Source organism: Streptomyces sp. A18 (assembly GCF_059026065.1).
Map to the genome: position 1 here is coordinate 77,154 of NZ_JBWLKL010000027.1, position 20,301 is coordinate 97,454.

15 protein-coding genes are annotated in these 20,301 nt (G+C 70.3%); 8 read left to right on the plus strand and 7 right to left on the minus strand.

Annotated elements, in window-relative coordinates; all coding sequences use genetic code 11:
* Positions 1-92: 92 nt before the first annotated feature.
* The 4 genes from AC5P1C_RS31260 to AC5P1C_RS31275 form a co-directional block, all read right to left on the minus strand.
* Positions 93-3,926, minus strand: coding sequence for a multifunctional oxoglutarate decarboxylase/oxoglutarate dehydrogenase thiamine pyrophosphate-binding subunit/dihydrolipoyllysine-residue succinyltransferase subunit (locus tag AC5P1C_RS31260; protein WP_493869304.1), 3,834 nt, complete (start codon positions 3,924-3,926; stop codon positions 93-95).
* 259 nt (positions 3,927-4,185) lie between these two features.
* Positions 4,186-5,271 (minus strand): HAMP domain-containing sensor histidine kinase, encoded by a 1,086-nt coding sequence (locus AC5P1C_RS31265; RefSeq protein ID WP_493869305.1) that lies wholly within the window; start codon positions 5,269-5,271, stop codon positions 4,186-4,188.
* Between the two features lie 13 nt (positions 5,272-5,284).
* Entirely contained in the window at positions 5,285-6,025 is a 741-nt protein-coding gene (locus tag AC5P1C_RS31270; protein WP_135330435.1) for a response regulator transcription factor, read from the minus strand.
* A 65-nt stretch (positions 6,026-6,090) separates the two neighbouring features.
* Positions 6,091-6,795, minus strand: coding sequence for a spermidine synthase family protein (locus AC5P1C_RS31275; protein WP_493869306.1), 705 nt, complete (start codon positions 6,793-6,795; stop codon positions 6,091-6,093).
* Between the two features lie 169 nt (positions 6,796-6,964).
* Between AC5P1C_RS31275 and AC5P1C_RS31280 the strand changes: the two genes are divergently transcribed.
* Both AC5P1C_RS31280 and lon read left to right on the plus strand, forming a co-directional pair.
* Complete coding sequence (locus AC5P1C_RS31280; protein ID WP_493869307.1) at positions 6,965-7,768, plus strand: rhomboid-like protein; 804 nt, start codon at positions 6,965-6,967, stop codon at positions 7,766-7,768.
* An 89-nt stretch (positions 7,769-7,857) separates the two neighbouring features.
* The gene (gene lon / locus AC5P1C_RS31285; RefSeq protein WP_493869308.1) at positions 7,858-10,281 is read left to right on the plus strand and encodes an endopeptidase La; all 2,424 of its coding nucleotides are present in this window, start codon (positions 7,858-7,860) and stop codon (positions 10,279-10,281) included.
* A 95-nt stretch (positions 10,282-10,376) separates the two neighbouring features.
* Here the strand turns inward: lon and AC5P1C_RS31290 are convergent, their stop codons facing one another.
* On the minus strand, positions 10,377-11,219 hold the full coding sequence (locus tag AC5P1C_RS31290; protein WP_493869309.1) for a lysozyme: 843 nt from the start codon (positions 11,217-11,219) through the stop codon (positions 10,377-10,379).
* Positions 11,220-11,510: 291 nt separating this feature from the next.
* On the opposite strand from AC5P1C_RS31290, the gene AC5P1C_RS31295 reads away from it, so the two are divergent.
* Positions 11,511-12,023, plus strand: coding sequence for a MarR family winged helix-turn-helix transcriptional regulator (locus AC5P1C_RS31295; RefSeq protein WP_493869339.1), 513 nt, complete (start codon positions 11,511-11,513; stop codon positions 12,021-12,023).
* Positions 12,024-12,137: 114 nt separating this feature from the next.
* On the opposite strand, the gene AC5P1C_RS31300 is transcribed toward AC5P1C_RS31295, so the two are convergent.
* Positions 12,138-12,983 carry a protein phosphatase 2C domain-containing protein gene (locus AC5P1C_RS31300; protein ID WP_493869310.1) on the minus strand — a complete coding sequence of 282 codons (846 nt, stop codon included), beginning with the start codon at positions 12,981-12,983 and terminating at the stop codon, positions 12,138-12,140.
* 587 nt (positions 12,984-13,570) lie between these two features.
* Here AC5P1C_RS31300 and AC5P1C_RS31305 point away from each other — a divergent pair.
* The 5 genes from AC5P1C_RS31305 to AC5P1C_RS31325 are packed head-to-tail and all read left to right on the plus strand — an operon-like array spanning position 13,571 to position 19,015.
* Entirely contained in the window at positions 13,571-16,216 is a 2,646-nt protein-coding gene (locus tag AC5P1C_RS31305) for a sensor histidine kinase (protein ID WP_493869340.1), read from the plus strand.
* Between the two features lie 8 nt (positions 16,217-16,224).
* The gene (locus AC5P1C_RS31310) at positions 16,225-16,731 is read left to right on the plus strand and encodes a roadblock/LC7 domain-containing protein (protein WP_493869341.1); all 507 of its coding nucleotides are present in this window, start codon (positions 16,225-16,227) and stop codon (positions 16,729-16,731) included.
* The gene (locus AC5P1C_RS31315; protein WP_493869311.1) at positions 16,728-17,132 is read left to right on the plus strand and encodes a DUF742 domain-containing protein; all 405 of its coding nucleotides are present in this window, start codon (positions 16,728-16,730) and stop codon (positions 17,130-17,132) included. Before AC5P1C_RS31310 ends, AC5P1C_RS31315 begins: the two co-directional genes overlap by 4 nt.
* On the plus strand, positions 17,113-17,742 hold the full coding sequence (locus AC5P1C_RS31320) for a GTP-binding protein (protein ID WP_493869312.1): 630 nt from the start codon (positions 17,113-17,115) through the stop codon (positions 17,740-17,742). Before AC5P1C_RS31315 ends, AC5P1C_RS31320 begins: the two co-directional genes overlap by 20 nt.
* 40 nt (positions 17,743-17,782) lie before the next feature.
* A complete protein-coding gene (locus AC5P1C_RS31325) occupies positions 17,783-19,015 on the plus strand; it encodes a styrene monooxygenase/indole monooxygenase family protein (RefSeq protein ID WP_493869313.1) in 1,233 nt (410 codons plus the stop codon).
* Between the two features lie 40 nt (positions 19,016-19,055).
* On the opposite strand, the gene AC5P1C_RS31330 is transcribed toward AC5P1C_RS31325, so the two are convergent.
* Positions 19,056-20,213 (minus strand): C40 family peptidase, encoded by a 1,158-nt coding sequence (locus AC5P1C_RS31330; protein ID WP_493869314.1) that lies wholly within the window; start codon positions 20,211-20,213, stop codon positions 19,056-19,058.
* Positions 20,214-20,301 lie beyond the last annotated feature (88 nt).

Below are 20,301 nucleotides of genomic sequence, written 5' to 3' on the forward strand. Positions count from 1 at the left end.
CGTTCAGGATAAGCGGGAACGCCGGTGGGCCCGGCCCCGGGTGACAAGCACTCGGGGCCGGGCCCACCGGCGTACGAACGAACCGCTCAGGCTTACGCCTCGAAGACCTCGCGCAGGAGCTGCTCCTGCTCCTGCTCGTGGCGCTTCTTCGATCCGACAGCCGGGGACGAGCCGTGCGGCCGCGAGATGCGGCGCAGGCGCTCGCCGTGCGGGATGTCCGCGCCGACCGCCAGGTCCAGGTGGTCGATGAGGTTGAGGGCGATGAAGGGCCACGCGCCCTGGTTCGCCGGCTCCTCCTGCGCCCACAGGTACTTCTCGGCGTTCGGGTACTTGGCGATCTCCGCCTGGAGCTCGGCACCCGGCAGCGGGTACAGGCGCTCGATGCGGATGATCGCGGTGCCCGTGTCGCCGCGCTTCTTCCGCTCGGCCTCGAGGTCGTAGTACAGCTTGCCCGCGCAGAAGACGACCTTGCGGACCGCCGACGCCTCGACCGAGTCGTCGCCGATGACCGGGCGGAAGCCACCCGTCGTGAACTCCGCCGTCTTCGAGGCCGCCGCCTTGAGACGCAGCATCGACTTCGGCGTGAAGACCACCAGCGGCTTGTGGTGCGGGTTGTGCACCTGCCACCGCAGGAGGTGGAAGTAGTTCGACGGAAGGGTCGGCATCGCGACCGTCATGTTGTTCTGCGCGCACAGCTGGAGGAAGCGCTCGATACGGGCGGACGAGTGGTCCGGTCCCTGGCCCTCATAGCCGTGCGGAAGCAGCAGCGTGACGCCGGAGTGCTGGTTCCACTTCTGCTCGGCGGCCGAGATGTACTCGTCCACCACCGTCTGCGCGCCGTTGACGAAGTCGCCGAACTGCGCCTCCCACATGACGAGGGACTCGGGGCGGGCCAGCGAGTAGCCGTACTCGAAGCCCATCACCGCGTACTCGGACAGGAGCGAGTCGTAGACGTTGTAGCGCGCCTGGTCCTCGGCGAGGTATAGGAGCGGCGTGAAGTCCTCGCCCGTCTCGCGGTCGATGAGGACCGCGTGGCGCTGACCGAACGTGCCACGGCGCGAGTCCTGGCCCGACAGGCGGACCGGCGTGCCCTCGAGGAGCAGCGAACCGATGGCGAGGGTCTCGCCCATGCCCCAGTCGATCGTGTCTTCCTCGACCATCGACGCGCGGCGCTGCAACTGCGGCAGCAGACGCGGGTGGACGGTGACCCGGTCGGGGATGTTGACCTGGGACTCGGCGATCCGCTTGACGACTTCCTGGGTGATCGACGTGTCGACGTTCACCGGGAACTCGGCCTCAGGGGCCGGGACCTCTGCCTCGGCGGGCTGCGAGATGGCCTCGCGGACCTCCGTGAAGACCTTCTCCAGCTGCCCCTGGAAGTCCTGAAGGGCCTGCTCGGCCTCTTCCAGGGTGATGTCGCCGCGACCGATGAGGGACTCGGTGTAGAGCTTGCGTACCGAGCGCTTCTTGTCGATCAGGTCGTACATCAGGGGCTGCGTGAACGCCGGGTTGTCCGACTCGTTGTGACCGCGGCGGCGGTAGCAGATGAGGTCGATCACGACGTCCTTGTTGAACGCCTGACGGAACTCGAACGCGAGCCGCGCGATGCGGACGACGGCCTCGGGGTCGTCGCCGTTCACGTGGAAGATCGGCGCCTCGATCATGCGGGCCACGTCCGTGGCGTACATGGAGGAGCGCGACGACTCCGGGGCGGCGGTGAAGCCGACCTGGTTGTTGATGACGATGTGGACCGTGCCGCCCGTGCGGTAACCGCGCAGCTGCGACATGTTCAGGGTCTCGGCGACCACACCCTGGCCGGCGAAGGCCGCGTCACCGTGCAGGGCGACCGGCAGGACCGTGAAGTCCGTGCCGCCCTTGTTGATGATGTCCTGCTTGGCGCGGACGATGCCCTCGATGATCGGGTCGACCGTCTCCAGGTGGGACGGGTTCGCCGCGAGCGAGACGTTGATCTGCTCGCCGTCCAGGCCGGTGAAGGTGCCCTCGGCGCCCAGGTGGTACTTCACGTCGCCGGAGCCGTGCATGGACTTGGGGTCCATGTTGCCCTCGAACTCGCGGAAGATCTGGGCGTACGACTTGCCCACGATGTTCGCGAGGACGTTCAGGCGGCCTCGGTGGGCCATGCCGATGACGACCTCGTCGAGGCGGGACTCGGCGGCGCTGTCGAGCACGGCGTCGAGCAGCGGGATGACGGACTCGCCGCCCTCCAGGGAGAAGCGCTTCTGGCCGACGTACTTCGTCTGCAGGAACGTCTCGAAGGCCTCGGCGGCGTTCAGCCGACGCAGGATGCGCAGCTGCTCCTCGCGCTCGGGCTTCGTGGCGTGGGTGCGCTCGATGCGGTCCTGCAGCCACCTGCGCTGCTTCGGGTCCTGGATGTGCATGAACTCGATGCCGGTGGTGCGGCAGTACGACTCACGCAGCACGCCCAGGATGTCGCGCAGCTTCATCATCGACTTGCCGGCGAAGCCGCCGACCGCGAACTCACGCTCCAGGTCCCACAGGGTGAGGCCGTGCTCGGTGATGTCCAGGTCGGGGTGCTTGCGCTGCTTGTACTCCAGCGGGTCCGTGTCGGCCATGACGTGGCCGCGGACGCGGTAGGAGTGGATCAGCTCGAAGACGCGGGCGGCCTTCGTGACGTCGTCGTCGTGCGAGGCGTCGATGTCCTTGAGCCAGCGGACCGGCTCGTAGGGAATGCGGAGCGCCTTGAAGATCTCGTCGTAGAACTCGTTCTCGCCGAGCAGCAGGTTCGCGACGATGCGCAGGAACTCGCCGGACGCGGCGCCCTGGATCACCCGGTGGTCGTAGGTCGACGTGAGCGTCATGACCTTCGAGATGCCGAGCTTGTTCAGGGTGTCCTGGGACGTGCCCTGGAACTCCGCGGGGTAGTCCATCGAGCCGACGCCCATGATGACCGACTGGCCGGGCATCAGGCGGGGGACCGAGTGGACCGTGCCGAGGCCACCGGGGTTGGTCAGCGAGACCGTGACGCCGGTGAAGTCGTCCATGCCGAGCTTGCCGTCGCGTGCGCGGCGGACGATGTCCTCGTAGGCCTGCCAGAACTCGAAGAAGTTCAGCGTCTCGGCCTTCTTGATGCCCGCGACGACCAGCTGGCGGTCGCCGTTGGGCTTCACCAGGTCGATGGCGAGGCCGAAGTTGATGTGCTCCGGCTTGACCAGCGTCGGCTTGCCGTCCTTCTGCACGAAGGAGTAGTTCATCGACGGCATGGCCTTGATGGCCTGCACCATCGCGTACCCGATGAGGTGCGTGAAGGAGATCTTCCCGCCGCGGGCGCGCTTGAGGTGGTTGTTGATGACGATGCGGTTGTCGAAGAGCAGCTTCACCGGGACCGCGCGGACCGACGTCGCCGTCGGGACCTCCACGGAGGCGTTCATGTTCTTCGCAACGGCGGCGGCGGGGCCGCGCAGCGTCACGTACTCGGGCCCCTGGGCCTCAGCAGCGGGTTTGGCCGGCTCAGCTGCCTTGGCGGCAGCGGCCGCCGGCTTGGTGGTGGGGGCGCCTGCGGCGCTGCTTGCCGCTGCGGGCTTCGCCGCGGCGGGAGCGGCCTTCGGCGTGGCCGAGCTGCTCGCGGCAGGAGCCGCGGGGGTGGCGGGCGCGGCAGGGGCCGCGGGCTTCGCCGGTGCGGCGGGAGCACTGGTGGCCGCAGCCCCCGCGGCTGCGTCACCCGCCGGCTTGGCCGGAGGAGTGGCGACGGACGCGCCCGCTGCTCCTGGCTTGTAGTCGGCGAAGAAGTCCCACCAGGCTCGGTCGACCGAGTTCGGGTCCTGGAGGTACTGCTGATAGATCTCGTCGACGAGCCACTCATTGGGACCGAAGGCCGCAGCAGGGCTCTTGCCTTGCCCGTCTTGGTCGGTCGAGACGCTCGAGCTACTGGGGGACTGTGACGACACGGCGGTAACCGCCCTCTTCCGCTTCACAAGGTGATGGACAGCGGGAATCAAGGCTACGCCTCCATCGCCGCCAGGTGCAGGCCGGGCCCGTCATCCGTCGCGTAAGTCACATTGGACGGATGGTTTCGGCGGTGTAAATGGCGGGAAACAAGCGAGGTTCCGGAACGCAGGGCGGCCGCGCGGGCCCTGCCCAGCGCGGCGGCGTCACCCGGGCGCGCTTCCGATGCGCCCGCGAATCGCTTCCGTTTCGAACCCTACGTCAACTTCGCACTTCGGGCAGGCCCGGAAGAGTGACCTGGATGCGGCAGCCGCGAGGGGATTCGGCCACGCCGATGTGCCCGCCGTGCAGATCCACGGCCCAGCGGGCGATGGCGAGCCCGAGGCCGGTGCCGCCGTCGCTGCCGGGCCCCTGCGTCGGGATGTTGGCGTGACTGCCGCGGTTGAAGCGCTCGAAGACCCGGTGCCACTCCGACTCCGGGATGCCGGGGCCCTCGTCGAGGACCTCCAGGTCCAGGGACTCGGGGTAGAGGCCGCGCCGGGCGCGCACGGTGACGCGGCCGTGCGGCGGGCTGTGCTTGACCGCGTTGTCGATGAGGTTGGCCACCACCTGGTGCAACCGCTCGGCGTCCGCGTGCGCGGTCAGCTCGGGCGGCGTGACGTCCAGGTGCAGATGCACGTCCGTACGGGTGTGGCTGCCGGAGCCCGACGCCATGCCCGCGCGGGCCGAGGCCACCATGTTGGCCTCCTTCAGGACGCCCGACAGGTAGGGCCACACCTCGAAGCGGCGCGCCCGCAGCGGTACGACGCCGTTGTCCAGGCGGGAGAGGTCGAGCAGGGTCTCCACCAGGCGCCCGAGCCGCTCCGTCTGCTTCAGGGCCGTACGCATGGTCTCCGGGTCGGCGGCGGAGACTCCGTCGACGACGTTCTCCAGGACCGCGCGCAGCGCCGCGATGGGGGTGCGCAGCTCGTGCGAGACGTTGGCGACGAGCTCCTTGCGCTGCTGGTCCTGGGCCTCCAGGTCGTCCGCCATGCGGTTGATCGTGGTGGCCACATCGCCCAGCTCGTCGCGGCGGTCGGCGCCGCGCACCCGGCGCGTGTAGTCGCCGTGCGAGACGGCGCGCGCGACGGAGTTCATCTCGTCGAGCGGTGCCGTGAGGCTGTGCGCCACGAACTGCGTGATCAGCAGCGTGGCGATCACCGAGAAGACGGTGATGAAGCGCAGCTCCGTCTCCGTCTCCATCGCCACCATCAGCAGACCCGTGGTGATGAAGACCGAGACGACCACCAAGGTGCCGAGCTTGGTCTTGATGGAGAAGGGCCGCAGTCCCGCGAAAGGCCTGGTCATCAGCTGCCCGGCCTCACGGGGTCGGGGTCTCCAGGGCGTACCCGACGCCGTGGACCGTGCGGATCCGCTCGGCGCCGATCTTCCGGCGCAGCGCCTTGATGTGGCTGTCGACGGTCCGGGTGCCCGACGCGTCCGCCCAGTCCCACACCTCGGCGAGCAGCTGCTCGCGCGAGAGCACGGCACGCGGCGTATTGGCCAGGCAGACGAGGAGGTCGAACTCCGTCGGCGTCAGATGTACGTCCTCGCTGCGGACCCTGACCCGCCGCTGGGCATGGTCGATCTCCAGCTCGCCGAGCCGCAGGATCCCGCTGCGCGGCGTGGTCGCGGCGAGCGCGGCCCGCTCGACCCTGCGCAGCAGGACGTGCACGCGGGCCGCGAGCTCCCGCATGGAGAACGGCTTGGTCATGTAGTCGTCGGCGCCGACACCGAGCCCGACCAGCATGTCCGTCTCGTCGTCGCGTGCCGTCAGCATGAGGACCGGAACAGGCCGCTGGGCCTGCACCCGGCGGCACACCTCAAGCCCGTCGAAGCCCGGCAGCATGATGTCCAGGATCAGCAGATCGGGCTGCCAAGCCTGCGCGGTGTCGACCGCCGCGGGACCGTCTCCCGCTGTTTGCACTACGAAACCCTCGGCGCGTAGCCGGGCGGCGATGGCGTCGACGATCGTCGGGTCGTCCTCGACCACCAGAACCCGGCGCTGGGCGCCTGGCATCGCCGCCGTCGCACCGTTGTGGGAGGTGTGTGTCTGCTCCATCGCCCGCCCCTGACACTGATCGCTTGTGTTCGACCAGCAGGGTACGGGTCGCGAAGGGGCCTCGGCTACGCAGCGCTTACGCCGAGATGAACCACGTCCGGTACGCCTCGGGCAACGGGGATCTCTTCCGTCCGTACCGCCTGGAATCCGGCATTCCGTAGAGCGACGTCGAAAGCGGACGAGGGCTGGGCCGACCACACGGCGAGCACTCCGCCGGGGTTGAGGCGGGAGCGGCAGGCGGCCAGACCGGCCGGAGAGTAGAGGGAGTTGTTGTCCTCGGTCACCGTCCAGTCCGGGCCGTTGTCGATGTCGAGACAGAGCGCGTCGTACGTTTTCGGGGCGCCGTGCGAGGAGTCGGCGCCGCGGAGGTGGGCCACGAGATCTGTGTGCAGGATCTCCGTGCGCGGATCGGCGAGCGCGGCGCGGGACAGCTCGGCCAGCGGGGCGTCGGCCCCCGAGCAGTGCCAGTCGATGATGGCCCGCTCCCGCTCGATCACGCTGATACGGCCCCAGTGCGGGTCGGCCGCCGCGTGGGCGAGGGAGAAGCCGACGCCCAGGCCGCCGATGAGGAGGCCGGGCTGCGGGCGGCCGTCCAGCGCGTCGTACGCCGCGTCGATGAGCAGCCGCTCCGAGCGGCCGTCCGAAGTGTCCATGAGGAAACAGCCATTGGCGATGATCTGCAGAAGCGCACCATGGCGCCGCAGTACGACTTCGCCGTACGGCCCCTCACGCCGGTCGATGACGACGGGGGTGGTGGTGTGGGTGTGCATGGCCGCCAGCGTATGGGGGCGGGCCCGGGGCGCCCCCGGAATACGCCGGTCGGTGCGGACGCGTTTATGACCTGTGAGGTTCATGTGATTCGCGTCTCACGTGGCGCCGATCATAGACAGCGCCCGAAATAACGGCAAAGGGTGGACGGAACGGAAGGAGCGCCTCAGCGTGAACCGGAGTGCGTCGGCTGCCCCCACGGCACCCGAGGGGATCACCCCGCCCGGCCTCGACGGCATCCCGCGCCAGCGGGAGTGCGACGGACCGGACGCGGCGCCCCCGGAAGCTCATGAGGCGCGCCCTCATGAGGCGCGAACGGCATCCGCGTCCGACGGGGGCGCGCGCCGCCTGAGCCGTCTGCGCCCCTGGCGCCTGCTGCCGACGCCTACGGGTACGCCCTTCACGTTCGGCTATGCCGCGGTCCTCACCCTGACGTCGCTCCTGACGCAGTACGCGGACGCGTCCCTGATCTCGACCCTGCACCGGCACTCCAGCACGGACGTGGCGCACCTGGCGCAGGAGCCGCTGCTCGTCCTGGTGGCCAGCGCGCTGTGGATCGCGGGCGGCATCGCGTCTCCGTACGCGATCGGCTTCCTGCTGGTGCTCACGGCCCTGGAACGCCGCATCGGCGCGCTGCGCACGGCGGGCGTCTTCCTGCTCGGCCATGTCGTGGCCACCCTCGCGACCGAGGTGCCGGTCGGCTTCTCGGTCCTTGCGGGGCATCTGCCCGACAGTTCGCTGCACCGCCTCGACTACGGGATCAGCTTCGGCGTCGCGGCGAGCGTCGGCGCTCTGGCCGGCCTGTTCAGGCCGTGGCTGCGCTGGCTGGTCCTCGCCGGGTTCGGCGGCATGCTCGTCGACGACCTGATCGCGTTCGAGGACCCCATGACGAACTGGGGTCATCTCCTCGCGCTGCTGATCGGCGTGAGTACGTGGCCGCTGGTGCGACGGTGGCGTCGACCCGTATCGAACTGATCGCTCACAGCGAACAACCCTTGGGGAACATTCAAGGACTCATGAGCATTGAGTCCACATAGCTCAACTTGAATGCCGAAGGGGAGATCATGTCTGCTGAGTCTGCTCAGTCAAACGCGTCCACGCCGCTGACCCTGCCCGTGCTGCCGCTCGACGACGAGGTCGTCCTGCCCGGCATGGTGGTTCCGTTCGACCTGTCCGATGCCGACGTACGCGCCGCGGTGGAGGCCGCCCAAGCGGCAGCCCGCTCCAGTGGGAGCAGCAAGCCGCAGGTGCTTCTTGTTCCGCGCATCGACGGGACGTACGCCGCGACCGGCGTCCTCGGCACCGTCGAGCAGGTCGGCCGCCTCTCCGACGGCGACCCCGGCGCGCTCATCCGCGGCCGTGGCCGGGTGCGGATCGGCGCCGGCACGACGGGGCCCGGTGCCGCGCTCTGGGTGGAGGGGATCCAGGTCGACGAGACCGTGCCCGACCCGCTCCCCGGCGCCGTCGCCGAGCTGGTCAAGGAGTACAAGGCGCTCGCCACCAGCTGGCTGAAGAAGCGCGGCGCGTGGCAGGTCGTGGACCGCGTCACGCAGATCGACGACGTCTCCGCGCTCGCCGACAACTCCGGATACTCGCCCTTCCTCTCCACCCAGCAGAAGATCGAGCTCCTGGAGACCGACGACCCGGTCGCCCGTCTGAAGCTCGCCACCGAGCAGCTGCGCGAGCACCTCGCCGAGCAGGACGTCGCCGAGTCCATCGCCAAGGACGTGCAGGAAGGCGTCGACAAGCAGCAGCGCGAATTCCTCCTTCGCCGCCAGCTCGACGCCGTGCGCAAGGAGCTGCGCGAGATCAACGGCGAGCAGGATGGTGAGGAGTCCGATGACTACCGCACCCGCGTCGAGGCCGCCGACCTCCCCGAGAACGTACGGGAGGCCGCCCTCAAGGAGGTCGACAAGCTGGAGCGGTCCAGCGACCAGTCGCCCGAGGGCTCCTGGATCAGGACCTGGCTCGACACCGTCCTCGAACTCCCGTGGAACGAACGGACCGAGGACGAGTACGACATCAAGGGCGCCCAGAACATCCTCGACGCCGAGCACGCGGGCCTTGAGGACGTGAAGGAGCGCATCACCGAGTACCTCGCGGTGCGCAAGCGGCGTGCCGACCGCGGCCTCGGGGTCGTCGGCGGCCGTCGTGGCGGCGCCGTGCTCGCCCTCGTGGGTCCGCCCGGCGTCGGCAAGACCTCGCTCGGCGAGTCCGTCGCGCACGCCATGGGCCGCAAGTTCGTGCGGGTCGCACTCGGCGGCGTACGCGACGAGGCGGAGATCCGCGGACACCGTCGTACGTACGTGGGGGCGCTGCCCGGACGGATCGTGCGGGCCATCAAGGAGGCCGGGTCCATGAACCCGGTCGTGCTCCTCGACGAGATCGACAAGGTGGGCTCCGACTTCCGGGGCGACCCGGCCGCCGCCCTCCTCGAAGTCCTCGACCCTGCGCAGAACCACACCTTCCGCGACCACTACCTGGAGGTCGAGCTCGACCTCAGCGACGTGGTCTTCCTGGCCACGGCGAACGTCATCGAATCCATCCCGGAGGCGCTGCTCGACCGCATGGAGCTGGTCAGGCTCGACGGGTACACCGAGGACGAGAAGGTCGTCATCGCCCGCGACCACCTGCTCCCGCGCCAGCTGGAGCGGGCCGGGCTGCAGACCGACGAGGTGACCCTGGACGAGAGCGCGCTGCGCAAGCTCGCGGGGGAGTACACCCGCGAAGCGGGCGTACGGAACCTGGAGCGGTCCGTCGCGCGGCTGCTCCGCAAGGTCGCGGCGCAGCACGAACTGGGCGAGCGGGAGCTGCCGTTCACGGTGACGGACGAGGAACTGCGCGGTCTCATCGGGCGCCCGCACCACGTGCCCGAGTCGGCGCAGGACCCGGCCGAGCGGCGCACGGCGGTGCCGGGCGTGGCGACCGGGCTCGCGGTCACCGGCGCGGGCGGTGACGTCCTCTTCGTCGAGGCGTCGCTCGCCGACCCGGAGACCGGTGCGGCCGGACTGACCCTGACCGGTCAGCTCGGCGACGTGATGAAGGAGTCCGCACAGATCGCGCTCTCCTTCCTGCGCTCGCGCGGCGCCGAACTGGAGCTGCCCGTCGCCGACCTGAAGGAACGCGGCGTGCACATCCACTTCCCGGCGGGCGCGGTCCCCAAGGACGGGCCGAGCGCGGGCGTCACCATGACGACCGCCCTCGCCTCGCTGCTCAGCGGCCGTCTGGTCCGTACGGATGTGGCCATGACCGGCGAGGTCTCGCTGACCGGGCGCGTCCTGCCGATCGGCGGCGTCAAGCAGAAGCTGCTCGCCGCGCACCGCGCCGGGATCACCACGGTGATCATCCCGAAGCGGAACGAGGCCGATCTGGACGACGTCCCGGCGGAGATCCTCCAGAAGCTGGACGTGCACCCGGTGACGGATGTCCGTCAGGTGCTCGAACTGGCCCTGACGGAGGCCGAGGTGAGGATTCCGGCCGCCGCGTGACGGCGGTGCCCGTCAGCGGGCTCCGCCCGCGGAGCCGGTGAGTGAGGGCCCGGGACCCGAGAGGGGTTCCGGGCCCTCACGCGCAGCGGGCGTGCTCAGCCGTTGGCGAGTGCCTTGACCCTGTCGAGCGCGCCGTTGAACTTGTTGTGGTCCCCGACCGTCGGGCCCGTCGAGGTGTACTGCCACATCGTGTAGAAGCCCCAGCCGCCCGGCAGCTCACCGGGCGCGCTGGCGTAACGGGCGACCCAGAGCGGGTTGTTGGCGGCAAAGCCGGCGTAGTTGCCGGTGCACTGCTTCCACCAGCTGGTGGCCGTGTAGATCACCGCGTGGCGCCCGGTGCGCGCCTTGTACTGGTTCAGGAAGTCACGGATCCAGGTGACCATCGCGGACTGGGACTTGCCGAAGCAGGCCGCCCCGTACGGGTTCCACTCGATGTCGAGCGCGCCCGGCAGCGTCCTGCCATCCTTGGACCAGCCGCCGCCGTTGTCCACGAAGTAGTTGGCCTGGGCGGCGCCGCCCGTGGTGTCGGGTGTCGCGAAGTGGTACGCGCCGCGGATCATGCCCACGTTGTACGAACCGTTGTACTGCTGGGCGAAGTAGGGGTTCTTGTAGTAGGTCCCCTCGGTGGCCTTCACGTAGGACCACTTCACGCCGCTGTTCCAGAGCGTCGGCCAGGAGACGTTGCCCTGATGGCTGCTGACGTCGACGCCTTCGGTCTGTACCGCGTCGCCTCCGGGCGGCAGACTGCCCTGCCCGTCGTGCTCGATGACGCCCTGGCCCATGCGGGCGGAACCGCGGGGCGGTACGTCGTCGCCGTCGGCGGCCTGTGCGGCGCCGGGCAGGGTCAGGAGGAGGGAGAGGGCGGAGAGGACTGAGAGCAGGATTCCGGCCGCTGACCAGCGGGAGCGGCGGGGCGTTCCGGGTCTGTGCACGGGCATGTGCGTGCCTCCGTAGGCCTCGATTGAGCTCGATCGAGCTCGTGGGGGGACCTTGTCGACAGGTTCGTGGTGTGAACATGTCACGCATGACGCTACGCACGTAGACCCGTGACTGGGAAGGGGGCCCGGTGTCTGCCGGTGGTCTACTCCTGCGGCGGTGTCCTCGGCGTGGCCGCTCGGGGCGTTGCGAAATACTGGTCGAGCTGCGGCGATGGGCCGACGCGGATGTCTGCCGCCGTGCGGGGCGGAATCTTCTCTGATCCGGAAAGAAAGCGTGCCATGGGTGCTGAAGTGCACGAGGGCGAGAACGACGGTGGAGTCGACGTGAGCAGGGGGGCCGACGTGAACAGGGGGCCCGACGTGAACGTGGGGGTCGACCGCGAGTTCCTCGCCCTGGAGCGGGAGTTGTCGCTGCTCCTGCGCCGGGCGCGTGCCTCGTCCGGCGAGATGGCGCGCCAGGTCCACCCCGACCTGGAGCCCGCCGCGTACGGACTCCTGGTCTGCCTCGACGACTCGGGCCCGCAGCGGGCCACGGACCTCGCCGCGTACATCGGTGTCGGCAAGGCGACGATGAGCCGTCAGCTGCGGGCCCTCGAAGAGCTGGGGCTCGTCGCCCGCGAGCCCGACCCCGCCGACGGACGGGCCTGGTTGGTCCACCTCACGGAGGAGGGCGGGACGCGGTTCCGTACGGTGCGGGCCGCCCGGCGGGAGCGGTACGTGCGGAAGCTGGCCGCGTGGGACCGTACGGAGGTGGCGGAGCTGGCCCGCCTGCTGCGCCAGCTGAACGAGTCGCCGGAGTCCTGAGGGGCGTCGAGCCCCGTAGGGGCGCGGGGCTCTGACGTGTGCGGCTCCGCCGCGTGGGCGCGACCAGCCACGACGTGCCAGCGGACGACGCCTCGGGCCGAGGGGCCGGCCCGGTCACAACTCCGCGTACACCACAGCCGCGTCGTCATGCCTCTTCCCCCGCGGGAACGCCGTGCCCTCCGGATCCGCCCGCTCCAGCTCCCGCACCCGGTCCACCATGCGCTGCGGGCCGTCCTTCCGCAGCAGCTCGAAGCACTCCGTCCAGTCGCCCGCGCGGAACGTCTCGACCCAGCGGCCGACCCCGTCCGTCAGGGCCGCCACCGCGGTCACCTCGGCGCGCGGCCAGCTGCCGGTGACGGCCCGTGCCGCCGCCGACGGGTCCGCGGCCGCCGTGAAGAAGCCGTCCTCCGCGTTCCGCAGGGCCTCGACCGCGGCGCCGTACGCGCGGCCCGCTACCGCGCGTTCGGCCGAGCCGCGCGGCAGCGCGCGGACCTCGTCGCGCATCGCGCGGATCCTCGGCGGCAGTTCAGCCAGGCGCTCGTCGAGCACCGGCGTGACCCGGCCGTCCGGTCCCGCGACCAGGAGTGCGGAGTCGGACAGGACGAGGTGTTCGACCACTTCGCCGTCCCAACGCACCAGGACCACGGTGGCCTGAGGCGTACGCGGGTGAGAAAGGTCACAGGTTTGACAGTGGGCCTCCGCGGTGCGCACGATCGCCTCCGCGAGGATCTCAGAGAGCGTCATATCCCGCCGTGAAACGGACAGTTCCCCCAGTGCGCCCCCGAGTCGCGCCGTGAACCAAGGGACGGAATGCAGACAACCGTCATCTCCGGCGGGCGGAGTCACCCCGTCCAGAAGGATGAGCGATCCACCCTGTCCGGCTGCGGGAAGCATGACCGCCGCATAGTCCTCGTTGGGGCGTGCGGGGTCTCCGGGCTCGGTGGCGAGTTCGATACGCATTCCGCCAGTCTGCACGAGGCCTTCACAAGGCCGTCCGGAGGTCGCAGGCAGCCGGGAGTTGGCCCGGACCAGCAGGTCAGACGTCGGATTTCAGTCGGAATGATCGCTTCCGGCGGCGTGTGGCGGCGCATCCTGCCAAAGCCTGCGGTCGACGTCCAACCGGCGCACCGTGGCCGAGACTTTCGGTCCGCGCCGGGACTTGCTCGCCAACTCCCCGCCGATGTTCACTCCTTCGGGTGGCCAGGCATGTGATGCGCGACTGCCACCCATCGGCACTGGAAGGGTCAGGAGCCGTACCGGGGGGCGCGCGTGTTGACGGATCGTCACCCGGGCCCATGGGCAGACGAAAAACAAGAATGCGAGCACCGGTGCAGAAGATGCGGCCTGGGCGCAAGGGCAAGCAGACGGCTCCTGAAGGGGCCACGCCGGGCGCGACCACCCCTACAGAGCGCTCGCCCGAGCACACTGCGACACCCGAGCACACTGCGACAGCGGCAGAGAACACGGCGGGGGAGCACACGGCCTCCGGTGTGACGCCTCCTGACGGCTCGAAGCCCGCGGAGAAGAACGCGGGGACGAACGCGGGGATGAACGCGGAGCAGCCTGCCGGGAATTCTGTCGAGACGGGCGGTCCCTCGAAGCCCGCGAAGTCCGCCAAGTCCGCGAAGTCCGTCGACTCCAAGCCCACCGCACGCGTGCGCAATCGGCTGATCGTCGCCGTCGCCGTGGTGGCCGCCGCGATCGCCGGTGCCGGAGCGCCCGCCATCGTCGCCGCCTCCGGGCAACTGAGCGACGCGCAGAGCCTGGTGACTCTCGCCGAGCGCACCCAGGACGCGGTATCCCTCGGCCACTCGCTGGCCGACGAGCGCGACGAGGTCACCTCGTTCATCGCGGCGGGCCGCCCGCAGGGCCGTGGCCTCTCCGAGGGCCGCAGCGCCCGCGTCGACCGCCAGATCGAGGAGCTGCGCACGGCCGACGCCCCGGCGGGCCTGCGCAAGGACCTCGCCGAGATCGGCGCCGTGCGCAGAGCGGCGCTCACCGGCAAGAGCAGTGCTCTGGAAGCCCACACGGCGTACTCGAACGTCATCACCGAGCTGCACGGCCTCACCCGCGAACTCGCCGAGAAGACCCCGCCCCGCGCGGGCTCCGGCGCCTACGCGCTCGCCGACCTCGACCACGCCGTCGAACAGGCGGCGAGCGCCCGCGGCCTGCTCCTCGCCACCTTCGCCGTACCGCGCTCCACCGGGACGAACACCGTCGTCGACCCCGTCACCGGCCTGCCCACCACGGTGGTCGACGAGTCGTCCGCCGAAAGCAAGCAGCGCGACGGCCTCAGCGCCGCCGGCCAGCAGGCCCACATCCGCGAACTGGCCGCCCTCGCGGACTTCCGGGACGCGGCCACGGACGGCGCCCGCACCACGTACGACTCGGCGGTCACGGGCCACGAGGTGACGACGGCCGAGAAGTACCTCTCCCGCCTCACCGACCAGCCCACGCTCTCCACCGCGGAGCGCGGCTACGACCGCAAGAAACTCGACACCGCGCTCTCCGCCCGCATCGAGACGATGCGCGGAGCCGAGTCCGCGCTCATCGTGCAGCGCACCAAGAGCCTCGCCCAGCAGCGCGACGACGACGTGACGGCCCTGGAGATCCGCGTCGCGCTCATCGGCGTCACGCTGCTCGTCGCGGTCGGCGTCTCCATGGCGATGGCCCGCAGCCTGACCCGCCCGCTCGCCGTCCTGCGCATCGGCTCGGCCCGCCTCGCCACCGAGCCCGCGCCCCAGGAGCCGATCCGCTTCACGGGCCGCGACGACGAGTTCGCCCAGGTCGTACGGTCCGTCAACGCGCTGCACGAGCACGCGGCAGGCCTCACCGAGCGCCTCACCACGCTCGAAGCGGACCGCAAGCACCTCATCGGCCAGCGCCGGTCCATGGCCGAGGAGCGCGACAAGCTGCGCGCCGAACTGACCGAGGCCTCCGCCCACTTGGAGCGGGTGCGGCAGTCCATCCACGGCACGTTCGTGAACCTGGCCCTGCGCACCCTCGGCCTGGTCGAGCGGCAGCTCGCCGTCATCGAGAACCTCGAGGACCGCGAGCAGGACCCGGACCGCCTCGCCACGCTCTTCAAGCTCGACCACTTCGCCACGGTCATGCGCCGCCACAGCGAGAACCTGCTCGTCCTCGCCGGTGCCGAGCACGGCCACCAGCACCCCGGCCCGGTGCCGCTGGTCGACGTGGTACGCGCCGCCGTCAGCGAGATCGAGCGGTACGAACGCGTGCGCATCGCCACGCTGCCGCCGCACGCGCACGTCGCGGGCTTCGCCGCGGACGACATCAGCCACCTGGTCGCCGAGCTCCTGGAGAACGCGACCTCGTTCTCGCCGCCGGACGCCTCCGTCGAGGTCTCCGGCTGGCTCCTGGAGAGCGGTGAGGTCATGCTCTCCGTTCAGGACGAGGGCATAGGGGTCACATCGGACCGGATGGACGAGCTCAACTCCCGCCTGGCGGACTTCCGTCCGGACGACGCGTACGACCAGGAGAGCGGGGACGGGCTGGGGCTCGGCCTCTATGTCGTGGCCCGGCTCGCCGCGCGGCACGGGGCGCGGGTTCGCCTGCGCGAGCAGAAGCAGGGCGGCATCGCGGCGGTCGTGGTCCTGCCGAAGTCGATCCTCGCCGCGGCGCCCGCGGTGACGGCTCCGCCGGTCGGTGTGCCTGTCGCCGGCGGGGCGCCCGCCCTGCACCTCCCCGGCTCGGAGGCCGAGGCCAACTCCAATGTGCTGCGGGGGCGCGCGGCGCTGACCGCTGCCGCGGGGGCCGATGACGAACCGCACGATCCGCTGATCGCTGCTGCGGAGCACGCGGTGCGGGAGGCGGAGGCCGAGCCCGAGCCCGCGGCTTCGCCCGAGACGACTCTGGAGCTGACCCCTCCGCCTGCCCCCGAGGACCCGGCAGTAGAGCCTGAGCCCGCCCCCGAGCCCGCCCCCAAGTGGGAGCGCGTCACCGACAAGGGGCTTCCCAAGCGCACGCCCAAGATCACCGCGCCCGAGCCCACCGTGCCCAAGGCGCGCAGCGGCTCCGTCGACGCCGAAGCGCTGCGCAAGCGGCTCGGCGGCTTCCACCAGGGAGCCATCAGCGGCCGGCGCGACGTAGAGGCCGAGCTGACCGGACGTAGCGAAGAGACCAAAGAGACCGAAAACAACATGGGGGACACAGTCGAGGAGGCAAGTAGTTGACTGCACCCATGCGCTCGCCCAGTTCTTCCACCGGCAGCAAATCCGGGACCGCGTTCGGACTGAGCAGCGAAGCACGCAACCTGCACTGGCTGCTGACGAACCTCGTCGAGGAGGTGCCAGGGCTGCTCTCGGTCGCGGTGGTCTCCTCCGACGGTCTGCTCCTGCTCTCCTCGGACCCCGCACGCAACAACGAGCAGGCGGTCGACAACAGTTCGGGCCCCAAGGGCTCCAGCGCGGACCTCGCCACGATCGTCTCCGGCCTCGGTTCGCTCTGCATCGGCGCCGGCAAGCTGATGGACGCGGGATCGGTCAAGCAGACCGTCGTCGCCATGGAGGAGGGCAGCCTCTTCGTGATGTCGGTCAGCGACGGCTCGCTGCTCGGCGTGCACGCCACCCCGGACTGCGACATGAGCGTCGTCGCGTACCACATGGCGCTCTTCGTCGGCCGCGCCGGGCATGTCCTCACCCCCGAACTCCGCAGTGAGCTGCGCCAGTCGATGGAGAGCGTCCGATGAGCAGTAACCCCGGCAAGCTCCCCCAGCGGGGCGCGGATCGCAAACCGGCCCGGGTACGCCCGTACTCGCTCACCGGCGGCCGCACCCGCTTCGGCCACGTCCTGCTCGTCGAGACGTTCGTCGCCGCCCTCGAAGCCCCCGAGGAGCGCCGCGAGCTGCCGCAGGGCAACGCCACCGCCCGTGTCATGCCGGAGATGCGGGCCATCGTCGAGATCTGCCGCCGTATGCGTACGGTCGCGGAGATCGCCGCGCTTCTGAAGATGCCGCTCGGCGTGGTCCGCGTCCTGCTGAGCGACCTCGCAGACCAGGGAAAGATCCGCGTGTACGGAACGGGCCACGGCCCGGGACAGCCGGACCGCGCACTGCTCGAAAGGGTGCTGAGTGGACTCCGCCGTCTCTGAACTCCGCCACCCGGGCCCCGACCCGGACGAGAACCTCCAAGCCTGGCAGACGGACCGCACCCGGGCCCCGATCGCGACGAAGATCGTGGTGGCGGGCGGTTTCGGCGTCGGCAAGACGACTCTGGTCACCACGGTCTCCGAGATCACGCCCCTCCAGACGGAGGCGCTGATGACGCAGGCGAGCGAGGACACGGACGACCTCACGTCGACCCCGGACAAGACCACGACCACGGTCGCCATGGACTTCGGCCGGATCACGCTCGACGACGACCTCGTGCTCTACCTCTTCGGTACGCCGGGCCAGCAGCGCTTCTGGTTCATGTGGGACGACCTGGTGCGCGGCGCGATCGGCGCCGTCGTGCTCGCCGACACCCGCAGGCTGCCCGACTGCTTCCCCGCGCTCGACTACTTCGAGAGCTGCGGTCTGCCGTACATCGTGGCCGTCAACCACTTCGACGGGACCGAGGAGTTCGAGCCCGCGGACGTGCGCGAGGCGCTGACGATCCCGCCGCACATACCGGTGCTGATCATGGACGCGAGGCAGCGGATCTCGGTGGTCGAGTCACTGCTCTCGCTGGTCGGCCACGCCCTCGCGGCGACCCCCGAATAAGCATTTCCAGTTTTCAGTACGTCGTAGGAGAAGCAGCCGCATGCGGAAGATACTCGTCGTCGGAGCCGGTCAGGCCGGGCTCCAGATCGCTCTCGGACTCCAGTCGCAGGGGTACGAGGTCACCCTGATGTCCAACCGCACGGCGGACGAGGTCCGGTCCGGCCGTGTGATGTCCACGCAGTGCATGTTCCACACGGCGCTGCAGCACGAGCGCGACCTCCAGGTGAACTTCTGGGAGTCCCAGGCCCCGCAGATCGAGGGCCTCGGCGTCTCGGTCGCCGGGCCGGACTCCTCCCGCGTCATCGACTGGGTGGGCAAGCTGGACGGGTTCGCCCAGTCCGTCGACCAGCGCGTGAAGATGGCGGGCTGGATGGAGACGTTCGCGCAGCGGGGCGGCCAGCTGGTCATCCACGGCGCTGCGGTCTCGGACCTCGACTACTTCTCCCGCACGTACGACCTCGTGCTCGTCTCCGCGGGCAAGGGCGAGCTCGTCTCGATGTTCGAGCGGGACGCCTCGCGCTCTCCCTTCGACACGCCGCAGCGTGCCCTGTCGGTCGCGTACGTCCACGGGATGGGGCCGCGACCCGAGCACCCCGAGTTCGACGCGGTGCGGTGCAACCTGGTGCCGGGCGTGGGCGAGCTCTTCGTCATGCCGACGCTGACGACGTCCGGGCGCGCCGACATCCTGTTCTGGGAGGGCATACCGGGCGGCCCGCTCGACGCCTTCCAGGGCATCAAGGACCCCTCCGAGCACTTGGCGCTGACGCTGGAGCTGCTTGAGAAGTTCACGCCGTGGGAGTACGCGCGGGCGACCAAGGTCGAACTGACCGACGCGGGCGGCACGTTGTCCGGCCGCTACGCCCCGACGGTGCGCAAGCCGATCGGCCGCCTTCCCGGCGGTGGCCTCGTCCTGGGCGTCGCGGACGTGGTGGTCGCGAACGACCCGATCACGGGACAGGGCTCCAACTCGGCCTCCAAGTGCGCGGCTTCGTACCTCGACTCGATCATCACGCACGGCGACAAGCCGTTCGACGCGGACTGGATGCAGTCCACGTTCGACCGCTACTGGGAGACCGCGCAGCACGTCACCAAGTGGACGAACGCGATGCTGTCGCCCCCGCCGGAGCACGTCCTGAACCTGATCGGCGCGGCGGGCCAACTCCAGCCGGCGGCGGACCGCTTCGCGAACGGCTTCAACGACCCGTCGGACTTCGAGAACTTCTTCTATGAGCCGGAGAAGACGGGCGCGTACCTCGCGAGCCTGACCGGCTGAGTCTCCCTGAAGGCGCGCGGAGCCCGCTCCCCGGCGGTGGTCACGCCGGGGGCGCTCCCGCTCGCCCGTAACCCGCGTCGTCCCCCTTCATCGCTTCGCGGGGCAGCTTCGGCGGGACGTAGTCCTTCATCGGCTTGGCCGAGGGGTCAGGGCGTACCGCGCCGAGGAGGGGATTCGAGGCGATGGGGGAGACCTTGACCCGGGTTCCGGGGCGCGGGGCCTGGATCACCATGCCGTCGCCCAGGTACATCGCCACGTGCGTGGCCTTGGGGAAGTAGACGATCAGGTCGCCCGGCCGCAGCTTCCGCAGCGAGACCCGCTTCAGCTGTGCCCACTGCTCCTGTGACGTGCGGGGGATCTCCTGGCCCGCGGACGCCCATGCCTGGGAAGTGAGGCCCGAGCAGTCGAAGGACGTGGGGCCCTCCGCGCCCCACTTGTAGGGCTTGCCGATCTGCCGTACCGCGTAGTCCAGGGCCGAATCCCCCCGCCGGGAGGGCGGCCGGGTCGGTGCCGAGCCCGGGGAGCCGCTCAGGGAGCCCGACTTCAGGAACTTCTTCTGTGCCGCCGCCATTCCCTCCTCCTCCGCCTTCGCGAGCTCCTTCAGCTGTTCCGTGCTCAGCGACGCGAGGAGTTCCTCCACCTCCTTCAGCCGGTCCTCGGCCGTGTCCCGGGCCTCCTTCTCCCGTGCGGCCAGGGCGACTTGGGTCGCCAGGGCCCCCTTCGCCCTGGCCGCGAGCGCTGATGCCTTCTTCTCCCCGCCGACCAGCCGCTCCATGGTCGCCGCCCGCTCCGCCGACACCCGCCCGATGACATGACCCTGGTCCAGGGCCTGCTGCGGGTTGCGGGCGAGGAGGAGGTGTACGTAGGGGGAGATGTTCGTCCTGCCCTGGTACTGCTGGCGCGCGAAGCGGCCCGCCTCGCCCCGGCTGTCGCGGACCGAGGTCTTCGCGCGGGCCAGGCTGCCGTTGAGACGGGTGACCTCGGCGCGCTGGTCCTTCAGCTTCTCCTGGGCCGCGTTGTACGTCTCCGTCGACTCCTCGGCCTTCCGGTACAGCTCCTGAAGGTCCGTCAGGAGCTCGGCCACCGAGCGCCCCCCGGGGCCCGACGGCTCCGGTACGGCGCAGGCGGGGGAAGCCGTCGCCAGCAGCGCCCCGACCGCGGCTCCCGTACCGACCCACCGCAGCAGCCTGCCTGACATGCCATCACCTCCGGCGCGCGGCGGCACGTCCGCCCCGCACCGCGAGCATCAGCCGCCCCGGCGGAGCCCGCCTGCGGAAGGTGCGCGG